Origin of the sequence: Microcystis sp. LE19-41.2A (genome assembly GCF_027530405.1) — a bacterium.
Taxonomy (GTDB): domain Bacteria; phylum Cyanobacteriota; class Cyanobacteriia; order Cyanobacteriales; family Microcystaceae; genus Microcystis; species Microcystis aeruginosa.
This window is the reverse complement of record NZ_JAPZQJ010000020.1, coordinates 1-9,953: the sequence shown is the minus strand read 5'-3', so window position 1 is coordinate 9,953 and position 9,953 is coordinate 1. Positions and strand designations below refer to the sequence as shown.

11 protein-coding genes are annotated in these 9,953 nt (G+C 44.8%); 5 read left to right on the top strand and 6 right to left on the bottom strand.

The features are described 5' to 3' along the window. Positions 1 to 172: 172 nt before the first annotated feature. Positions 173 to 886: a response regulator gene (locus tag O9290_RS00785; protein ID WP_288086603.1), complete on the bottom strand. Its 714-nt coding sequence runs from the start codon at positions 884 to 886 to the stop codon at positions 173 to 175. A 938-nt stretch (positions 887 to 1,824) separates the two neighbouring features. After that, the gene (gene mtnA, locus O9290_RS00780; RefSeq protein WP_125730555.1) at positions 1,825 to 2,886 is read right to left on the bottom strand and encodes an S-methyl-5-thioribose-1-phosphate isomerase; all 1,062 of its coding nucleotides are present in this window, start codon (positions 2,884 to 2,886) and stop codon (positions 1,825 to 1,827) included. 220 nt (positions 2,887 to 3,106) lie between these two features. On the opposite strand from mtnA, the gene O9290_RS00775 reads away from it, so the two are divergent. The 3 genes from O9290_RS00775 (at position 3,107) to prmC (ending at position 5,619) form a co-directional block, all read left to right on the top strand. Next, positions 3,107 to 3,541, top strand: coding sequence for a hypothetical protein (locus O9290_RS00775; RefSeq protein ID WP_052277912.1), 435 nt, complete (start codon positions 3,107 to 3,109; stop codon positions 3,539 to 3,541). A gap of 387 nt (positions 3,542 to 3,928) precedes the next feature. Beyond that, positions 3,929 to 4,729 (top strand): Tic22 family protein, encoded by an 801-nt coding sequence (locus O9290_RS00770; RefSeq protein WP_288026277.1) that lies wholly within the window; start codon positions 3,929 to 3,931, stop codon positions 4,727 to 4,729. Between the two features lie 5 nt (positions 4,730 to 4,734). Continuing rightward, positions 4,735 to 5,619 (top strand): peptide chain release factor N(5)-glutamine methyltransferase, encoded by an 885-nt coding sequence (prmC, locus tag O9290_RS00765; RefSeq protein WP_288031719.1) that lies wholly within the window; start codon positions 4,735 to 4,737, stop codon positions 5,617 to 5,619. On the opposite strand, the gene O9290_RS00760 is transcribed toward prmC, so the two are convergent. From O9290_RS00760 to O9290_RS00745, 4 genes are all read right to left on the bottom strand, one after another. Beyond that, positions 5,616 to 6,152 carry a hypothetical protein gene (locus tag O9290_RS00760; protein ID WP_052277909.1) on the bottom strand — a complete coding sequence of 179 codons (537 nt, stop codon included), beginning with the start codon at positions 6,150 to 6,152 and terminating at the stop codon, positions 5,616 to 5,618. The genes prmC and O9290_RS00760 overlap by 4 nt on opposite strands. Next, positions 6,116 to 6,817: an orotidine-5'-phosphate decarboxylase gene (gene pyrF / locus O9290_RS00755; RefSeq protein WP_002763813.1), complete on the bottom strand. Its 702-nt coding sequence runs from the start codon at positions 6,815 to 6,817 to the stop codon at positions 6,116 to 6,118. The genes O9290_RS00760 and pyrF overlap by 37 nt, the downstream gene beginning before the upstream one ends. Before the next feature lie 96 nt (positions 6,818 to 6,913). Further along, a complete protein-coding gene (locus tag O9290_RS00750) occupies positions 6,914 to 7,378 on the bottom strand; it encodes an MEKHLA domain-containing protein (RefSeq protein WP_287107981.1) in 465 nt (154 codons plus the stop codon). 22 nt (positions 7,379 to 7,400) lie between these two features. Then, positions 7,401 to 8,582, bottom strand: a complete 1,182-nt coding sequence (locus tag O9290_RS00745) for a M20 family metallopeptidase (RefSeq protein WP_288031728.1) — start codon at positions 8,580 to 8,582, stop codon at positions 7,401 to 7,403. A 227-nt stretch (positions 8,583 to 8,809) separates the two neighbouring features. Between O9290_RS00745 and queF the strand changes: the two genes are divergently transcribed. Both queF and O9290_RS00735 read left to right on the top strand, forming a co-directional pair. Next, complete coding sequence (gene queF / locus O9290_RS00740) at positions 8,810 to 9,205, top strand: preQ(1) synthase (RefSeq protein ID WP_002740916.1); 396 nt, start codon at positions 8,810 to 8,812, stop codon at positions 9,203 to 9,205. 417 nt (positions 9,206 to 9,622) lie between these two features. Continuing rightward, complete coding sequence (locus tag O9290_RS00735; RefSeq protein ID WP_249264948.1) at positions 9,623 to 9,820, top strand: hypothetical protein; 198 nt, start codon at positions 9,623 to 9,625, stop codon at positions 9,818 to 9,820. Positions 9,821 to 9,953 lie beyond the last annotated feature (133 nt).

The window sequence follows — 9,953 nt, the reverse complement described above, 5'->3', positions numbered from 1 at the left end:
TATTCATAATAAATTTGGCAGAGGATTAAAGATTAGTTATTGTGACTAACTCTTTTGGTTAGAACAAGATAAACTTGAGAATCTTCGGTCAAATTTATTGACTCAAAATCAGCTATACTTAATTTAAATGAAACAGCCCTAGGCATCCTACCCGGGTAGGATGCCGGTTTTTTTAATCCACTAATCCCGATCGCAGGGCCAGCACTGCCGCTTGAGTCCGATCATCCACAGAGAGTTTATTTAAGACATTGCGGACATGGGTTTTCACCGTGCCGATGGTGATATAGAGTCGCTTGGCAATCTCGGCATTACTACAACCCGCGACAATCAGATCGAGAATTTCTCGCTCTCGTGCCGTTAGGGGGGCATTTTCCAGCAATTGGTGATATTCTCGGTCAACGCCTTGAATTATCACTGTTTTGGTCCCGGCAGCCGCACCGACGGGAACATTTTGGCGCACTTGTTGCAGAACAATATTGGCGATCGCAGGGTCAAGCCAATGATTGCCTTCGTGGGTGGAATCAATCGCCTCGATTAACTTATCAATGCTAATATCCTTCATACAGTAGGAATCAGCCCCAGCACTAAAAGCCGCTAAAACCTGTTCTTGGGTTTTGTGCATGGTTAGCATGAGGATTTTCGTGGCCAGGGGGTCTTCGCCCCGATTTTGTTGGAAGCGTCGCACTAACTCGATCCCATCGATCATAGGCAAACCTATATCGATGATCGCTACATCGGGTTTAGTCTCCTCTAGCAGTTTCAGTCCCTGTAATCCACTGATCGCTTCCCCTACCACTTGAATACCTTCCCGATGCTGGAGAGCCACCACTAAGCCCATGCGGGTTAAATCGTGATCTTCTACAACGATAACCCGGACTTTATCCATATTTTTTGACCAGTTTCGCCGAAGTAAGTGATGATTTGATAATTTTGGCTTTTCGATTATTAGAGCCGCTCCTTAACATTGACTTCACTCCCTTCCTCCTTCTCTGAATTCCGCTTTCTTATTCTTCATTCGGCAATCCCCTTTTTCCGGTTGATTTTATTGATACTTACTAAAAGCAGAGATGGCAAATATACTTAGCCTCCCCTAAAATATACTCAAATCTACCCAAATTAACCAGAATTTTCTGTTTTAATTATTTATTCATAATATCATACAAATCTCGATTATGCAAGGATTTGGCTTTTCTGGTTTCTGTGTGGAAACGAGTCCTATAATGATAGTTTATTTATTCACAAAAATAGCCCTAAAAGTCTTTCCCAGTAAACATTTCAGAATTTCATCGGCAAAAATTATTACACAAAGTCGAGAAGAGCCAAGATAATTTTAAGAAGAATACATCTTTGAGCTGCTTGGATTTTCCTAGAATAGAACCAAGCTCTGGTTTAATTAATTGGCTCTCCCAGCTTTGGTGGGTAAAATGTATTCTAAGATACATTTCTCCTAGCGAGGGGGTGGAACGAACCACAAAGACACAAAGGACACAAAGATCGATCGATCCTATGTCAATTAAACTTATCACACAGAACCTAGAAGAGCCATTAATTTTTTAGCCTATATTAACAAAAAAATAATCTAAAACTAATAAATAATTTATGGTTTCTTGATTTAAGTAATCAATCATTAATTCAAACTATTCTATTGATAACTAGATAGTTTCTCAAAATTACTCTAGTCCTTTAGTTTATGGATAGAGGTAGTTTTTGTCTATTTTTCGCCCTTGGCCGTCACCTCCAATGGGATTGAGGCGGAATTTTTCCCCACTGTGCCAATGGATATAAACAAATAAAAATGGTGTCAGTAGGGAAAAAGCTTACCCTCTAGGAATCCTGTAAAAAAATTAATTCAGCAGGTGTTACCGCTCCTTTTTCCGTGATGATAGCGGTGATTAAAGCGGCGGGAGTAACATCGAAAGCGGGGTTATAAAAGTTAACATCTCTAGGGCAAAGGGTAGTTGTCCCCACCTGATAAATTTCGGCACGATCGCGCTGTTCGATCGGTATCCCCGTACCATCCTTAAGGGAAAAATCCACCGTCGATAGCGGCGCGGCCACATAAAAAGGCAGATTATGAGCTTTTGCCACCACCGCAAGGGAATAGGTGCCGATTTTGTTAGCCGTGTCCCCATTGGCCGCAATGCGATCGGCCCCAACGATCACCGCATCGATCAGTTTTTGCTGCATACAGTGGGCCGCCATGCTATCGGTGATCACGGTGACGGGAATTCCCTCCCGCAGACATTCCCAGGCGGTTAATTTTGCCCCTTGCAGCCGCGGCCGGGTTTCGTCTGCATACACTTGTATTAATCTCCCTGCTGTCCAAGCGGAACGAATTACCCCTAAAGCAGTACCATAACCGGCCGTGGCTAGGGAACCAGTATTACAGTGGGTTAAAATTGTCAGTTTTTCCGGTTGCTCCGGCAGCGCCAATAAACCATGGTGACCGATCGCCCGACAGGTTTCCACGTCTTCTTTTTGGATATTTTGGGCAGTTTCAAGGAGATTTTTGGTAATTACTGCCACTTCTGGGCCACTTTCCCTGGCCACTTTTAACATTCGCTCGATCGCCCAGAATAAATTCACCGCCGTCGGCCGGGTTTGGGCTAATCGATCGGCTATTCTAGTTAAATCAGCCAGAAATTGCTCTTTCTGGTCGGTGGTAATTTCCTGCGCTCCTAAAACCATACCGTATGCAGCCGCCACCCCGATGGCCGGAGCGCCGCGGACAATCATCGTTTCGATCGCCCGGGCCATGGCTTCACTGCTGGTGATCTCAACTTCCCCATACTCCATGGGTAAACGGGTTTGATCGATCAGCCAGACTTTATTATCTTGCCAACGCACGGGATAGATTGAGTTACTCTCGCAAGTGGTTGTGGTCATAAACATTTTTAGATTGAGAATTAGCTAAATTTACCACTATAGCAGCGGCCTTTCTCCACGGCTGATCAGCAGTAAAAACTATTTTGTGTTTTTTTGTAAAAAGTAATTTTAAATACAGAAACTTTTTTTAGAATGTATAGATAAGTGACTAGGAAAAATTTAAGAATACTTTCTCACCTAGCCCGACCTTTTATACTAACCGATTAAGAGGATAATTACCGTGAAAACAGCGAAATATCCCGAAAAAATTGCCGCTCTCTGGACAACATTCCTCTTGGGAACTCTATTTCACACCCAACTGGGTTTAATGCCGCTTTTCCATGGTCAATCGATCGTCGAGAGTCATCAAACCAGCAATCTCGATCCGATTTTCTGGGGAATGTTGCTCTTTTTTTTGCTGCCAATGTTAGCGATTATCGGGGTCAATTTTAGCGAAAGTCGCTCCTTGAGAAAGGCCCATTTCTGGCTGACAATTCTCTATTCTGTCTTGAATTTAGCCCATCTGATCGCCGATCTTCTGGTCAGACCGATCGCCTGGTATCAAATCGCTCTCATGGCAATTTTATTGATCATCGGACTGATTTTAAATCTAGTTTCCTATCAATGGCTGCGGTTAGCGATCGCCCATCCGCGCGATTTCTCGGAAAGTCATTAGCAGTGCCAAGATCAAGGGGTAGCCAGTTGACTAACTGATTCAGACAAGAGGATGCCTTTTGATCTCAAGTTGGTGCTTATGAAAGCAAAAGCAAGCTTAAACCGTAGCTAAAGCGATTTTTTTGAAAATGTAGCTTAAAAAATCCAATTAATCCCTATTATTCCCCAGATCAGCCCATAAATTGCCCCTATTTCCTGGCCGCCGCTGCGACCACATCTCACCAAATATGGAGCTTTTTAGCTATGATGGTTCAGAAGCAAGCCAATAAAGGGAACTTTCGGGGCTGGTTATTCATCAAAAAACTCCTGATCGGAGGAGTCAAATAGACTATATAGTTCAGATTAACGGCAAATATTGGTTAATAGTAATAACGAGGTAATTATTTTGATGAAATCTCTCATTCGTTGGACAGCAACTCTTGGTTTAGTGGGAACGACAATGTTGACTTCGCTGCTGGGCAGCTATTCTAAAGCACTCGCTTTACCGGAAGAACAAATCGTCAGAACCTTGCAGTCTGTACCTGTCTTCGCTATTGCCGACGATCAAGGAGTTCCCCTAATTGCCGTGGGAGAAAAAGAACAGAAATTCACGGGAGTTTTTATCAGTCAACAGGACGCACAAAACTTTTTTGAAAGACTGAAAAAAGAGAATCCTGAAGTTGCCAGCAAAGTTAAAGTTCAGGCTGTTTCTTTGGCACAGGTCTATAAAATGCAAACCAGTCAAACCGATCAAAATCGTTTAATTATCGATTTTGTTCCCAAAGAGTCGGAAGTAGAATCAGCGAAAAAATTGCTCAGTGAAAGAGGTCAACAATATCAAGGTGGTGTACCTTTATTTGTGCCGAAAGCGGGAAAAGAGAGTAGTTTTCTGGTGATCAATCGCAATAATCAGGATTTTATTCCTTTCTTCTTTGAAAAGGCCGCCGCTTTGCAAATGGTAGAACAATATAAAAAAGCTAATCCCGCAGAAGCGACCACGGTGAAAATTGATGTTATTCCCTTAGAAAGTGTCATCGCTACCCTACAACAAAGTAACGATGAAGCTTTAACTAAAATTCTCCTCTATCCTAGCCAAGAAACGATTGATTTTATTCGGGCAAATAGCAACCAAAAGGCTCCCAACCAACCCCCGGCAAATCAGCCACGCCCTAATAATAATACCAATAATCCCCCCGCCCCCAATCGTTAAGCCTTGTGTCTGCGAGTATTTCCGGTCAAGAATTAAGTCAATGGCGACAACAGGCGATCGCCGATTTAGAGCAAGCGCAACTATCTCCGAAAGAAGTGGATATCTTTCTGCAAGCAGTGACAGATTTAGATACTCTTTCCCTGCGCTTACAATCCTTTCGCGAACGAGAAAAAATCCCCTTGAGTTATTCTTGGTCGGAAATTACTAAACGCTGGCAAAAACGCCTGCAAGCAAGGGTTCCTTTACAGTATTTGCTCGAATCGGTGGTCTGGCGTAATTTTACCCTCAAAGTCTCCCCAGAAGTCTTAATTCCTCGTCCCGAAACCGAGTTATTAATCGATATTGTTGGAGAAACCGTCAGAGGAGACGACGGGGGAATCTGGGTAGATCTGGGAACCGGTAGCGGCGCGATCGCTATTGGTTTAGCCAGTATCTTGACAAAAGCAGAAATATATGCTATTGATTACAGTCAAACGGCTTTAGCGATCGCCAAAGAAAATATCATCAATACGGGTTTTGCCGACAGAATTATCTTAAAACAGGGTTCTTGGTGGACACCCCTAGAGAAGTGGCAAGGACAGATTAGCGGTATGCTGTCCAATCCTCCCTATATTCCCAGTGCAGAAATCCTTGACTTACAAATTGAAGTGCGGGAACATGAACCCCGTTTGGCCCTCGATGGAGGTGAAGACGGATTGACCGCGCTGCGCTATCTAGTGGCCACTGCTCCCGATTATCTGCGATCGGGAGGCCTTTGGCTAGTGGAAATGAGAGCCGGTCAAGGGGAAAAAGTAGCGCAAATGCTGGAAAATCAGGGCAATTATCGACAAATTCAGATTATTAACGACCTAGCAGGTTTCGATCGCTTCGTGTTGGCCGAGCGAATTTAGCGCAATGCAGCCGCTTCGCAGTCCCGCAGCCAGAGACGCACCGCTTGGCCGATGGTGCCTTGACTGGTTTCTAGGGGAGGTAAGGGGACTTGAGCGGGTTCAAGGGCAGCTAATTGACTGTAAACCGTCACTAATCGCCATCCTTCCCCAGTTTTAGTTAAAAATAACCAGTGATAATTCTGGAGGCTGACAGAGCGATTTTTGCTATACTGACGCTCTAAAGTCGTAAAAAAAACCTGTTGAGTGTCATCGGCAATTTGACCAGAATATTGACTGGCAGTTAAAGGTAGGGGTGCAAATTCAGGACGACCGGCAATAATCACAAAAACCGGTGTAGATAATTTTTGGTCGATTTGGGAGCGGCTAATAACTCGATTGGCATAACTGGGTAAATCTGACAAGAGGCGATCGACTAAAAGATTTAAATCCTCCGGACAGCTAGAAAGAGGACGACTAACTGCTGGCAAGTTAATCCCGAACATAACCAGCAATACAGCTAAATGTCGGCTAATTCTTGACAAATTTTTGCCCATGCTACCTTTGGCTCCTCGGCACCAGTGATCGGTCGTCCAATTACTAGATAATCAGCCCCAGCTTTAAGCGCTTGGGCCGGAGTCATCACCCGACTTTGATCCCCTTTGCTTGACCAGGAGGGACGAACTCCGGGGCAAACTAAGAGAAAATCCTCTCCACAGACGCGCCGCAATTGCGCCACTTCTTGGGGAGAACAAACCGCCCCATCAATTCCTGATTCCTTGGCCAATAATGCCAGATTTAAGGCATATTCCGATAGTTCTAGGGGAATTTTGAGGTCGAGGGCTAATTCGCGGGCGTTAAGGCTGGTTAAAACGGTGATAGCGAGAAGTTTTGGCGGCGATAGCAAGTCAGATATTGCCCCCTTAGCTGCCGTCAGTGCTTGCCGTCCGGCCGTAGCGTGCAGGGTGAGTAAATCCACTTGATAGCGACTAGCTGAACGACAGGCCCCGGCGACCGTATTGGGAATATCATGGAATTTTAGGTCGAGAAAGCTCTTTTTTTGTCTTTCTTGCAGAATCCCTAGAATTTCTGCACCGCTACTGACAAATAATTCTAGTCCCACTTTCCAAAAATTGACTTCTGGCAGCAGATCGAGCAGTGCGATCGCTGATTCTAAATCCGGCACATCGAGAGGAACAATAATTCGGTCTGAGTTGGTCATATTGGGGCGATACAGTGGGGAAGTGGGGAAGTGGGGTGATGGGGGAGTGGGGGAGTGGGGAAGTGGGGACGGAGTTTCAAGGCAGTACAGCTTAAATCAGAGAAAAATCCAATCGGCAAAGGTGGCAGCCTGTCCGCAGTAAATGCCATCACGATCGATGATATTCCAAACGATCGCTTTTTCAATGCGAAATAGTTGACCATTTTTCGTGATCCTTACCCCGTGATAATCGTTGATATAGCCCTGTTTTTTGACTAAATCTAGCATTTTTTGGCGTTCTTTGGCGATTTCCTCCCCCTCTACCGTCGCTCGCGAAGGAGTTGTTAATAATTCTGGCCAAGTTAAACCCCAGAGATCGAGGGCACCGCGATTACCATAATTGAAGATCGGATTAGTTTGTGTACCGTGGGAAACCAGCACAAAAGGGGCATAAAAGAGCATTTTACTCTGTTCTTTGCCAGTACCGATCCGGGGTAAAAGCGATCGCCCGATTAATCGTTCATAATTATCCAGCAGCAATTCCGTCCAAGCTATAATAGCTAAATCTTCCCAAATTTCCATAAAATTATCTTGAAAAACCGGTTTAATCTTGCCGTTGCCAATATTTATAGGCCGCGTAGGCTAAAGTAATCACTCCCGTCAGAATTGCCGACTCATCCACTAAAAATTCCGGATGGTGAAGGGGGGGATTGAGGAGGTGAGGAGAACCCACTCCCAGACGGAACATTGTCCCCGGGGCCTGTTGCAAATAAAGGGAAAAATCCTCGGCCCCCATGGAGGGTTCCGAGAGAATTAAAACCCGATCCCTTCCCCAAGCTTCTAAACCAGCTTCTTCGACTAACCGGGTTAAAAATTGGTCATTTTGTACCGATGGCACGCCCCGGCGATATTTTACTTGACATTTAGCGTTATATGTGCTACAGACATTCGTGACCAAACTCTCGATCCATTCCGGGAGATGGGCGTGGGTTTCTGGGTGCAGCGATCGCACGGTTCCCGCCATGCGTACCTGATCAGCGATGACGTTGGGGGCGCGACCACCGCTAATCTGCCCGATGGTGAGGACAATGGGACGCAAAGGGTTTTGAGTCCGACTAATTGCCTGTTGTAAAGTGGTGATTACTTGCGAGGCGATCCAGATAGCATCGATCGCCTCGTGGGGCCGGGCCCCGTGGCCGGATTCCCCTTGAATAAAAATCTCCAGATCGTCGGCAGCTGCAGTTAAGGCCCCGTAACGAACTCCGATCGATCGGGCCGGAATCGAGGGGAAAACGTGCAGCCCCAAAACGGCGCTGACATCCCGCATCACCCCCTCCCGGATCATCCAATTAGCCCCCTGGGCGATTTCCTCTGCTGGTTGAAAGAGAAAGCGTATTTTTCCCCCCAAAGGTTCCGAGAGACGGGAAAGCACCATCGCCACCCCTAAACCGACGGTAGCATGAACATCGTGACCGCAGGCGTGCATAATCCCCGGTTTGCGGGAAGCAAAGTCTAAATCGGTTCTTTCTTGGATCGGTAGGGCATCCATATCGGCGCGGATGGCTAAAATCCTTCGATCACTGCCTTTTCCCGCCAATTCTCCCTTAACTCCCGTTTTTCCCACCGCTTCCTGCACCGATAGACCACAGGAAGACAAAACCCCGGCAATATAGGCGGCCGTTTGATATTCTTGCCCGCTTAACTCTGGATTCGCGTGAATGTGGCGGCGAATCTCCACTAATCGGGGTGCGAGACTCTCGGCTATGTTTTTAATCTCGGAGAGCATGAAACCAGTTTTACAGTATCTTTAGAGTTAATCATAGAGCATTTTTTACCTGAAAATTCGACTTGGCTGATTTTAAGTCTGCATTGTCTTCTCGGCATTCTTTCAACCCGGGACTAAGCTAATTTGTCAATAGGATGCAGGAGTTACTATTCATCTCTTGATTCGGTAACGCCTCTTGAGAGAATATTCCAGCTATGATAGGAAACATTGTCTAGTTAGGAAAAAACATGGTTCAGTCTTCCGAAAAAATTGAAGTTAAGTACGGGGAAAGAGAAATTGCCGAAGGAACATTAATTACTTTCCCCAATCCACGCCCTGGCAGAAATTACGATATTCAGATCACTCTGCCGGAATATACCTGTAAGTGTCCCTTTTCCGGTTATCCCGATTTTGCCACTATTTATCTTAGCTACGTTCCCGATCAAAAGGTGATGGAATTAAAGGCGATTAAACTTTATATTAATAGTTATCGCGATCGTTATATTTCCCACGAAGAAGCAATTAACCAAATTTTAGATGATTTGGTGGCCGCTTGCGAACCCTTGCAGATGAAAGTTAAGGGGGATTTTCATCCCAGAGGTAACGTCCATACCGTGGTGGAGGTGATGTATAAAAAAGAATAGCATAATTGTCTAGTTTGGGGATGGGGTTGCCTCCATCCCTTGCTGTTCTAGTTTTTGTTGTTCAAGTTTTTTGCTGTTCGAAGGTCTGTAGCCAGTCAACAGGAGAAGATGCTCAAGCAGGTTATATCGCTATCTTGTCCTTTGTCTGATAGGTTTTATACTAAATCCGTTGAGTATAGGCTTACATATCAGGACAGGCACTCATGCAAGAGGCAAGAGGCAAAAGGGAGAATAAATAATCAGTTTTTAATAACCTGGTTTAGTATTACTCATCGAATCTATCCTCTCCTTTCTGTTGTTCGTGTCTCTATGGTTGATCCTTAACCCTTGGCACAACCCGAAAGAATTGTAAAAGTTAGGGTCATTAAAAAAAGCTGGGATTATCATTAAAGTAGTCCGAATCGTGATCCTGATTTTATGTCCCAGAAAAATGAAATTCTTCCGCTGCTGTTGACGGTTATGGTGACATCGACACTTTTAGGAGGAATTGCTTGGTGGTTGCTCAACAAAACCTTTCCCAATTTCAATGATCGATCTAATTCTTCCTCCTCGAATAATCAAATTTCTGAAACTTTAGGTGCAGTTAAAAATGTCCCGGAAGGATTATTTAACTAGGGTTTGCTGAATAAATCTAAAAACCTTGTTGGGTAAGACTTTTAGACTTTTTGTCAATCAAAAAGTACCGGGCATGGGAGTGATCAGGGGGAAAATTCCTGGACTTTTTCCCTGAAAATTAGGTAATTGGCCC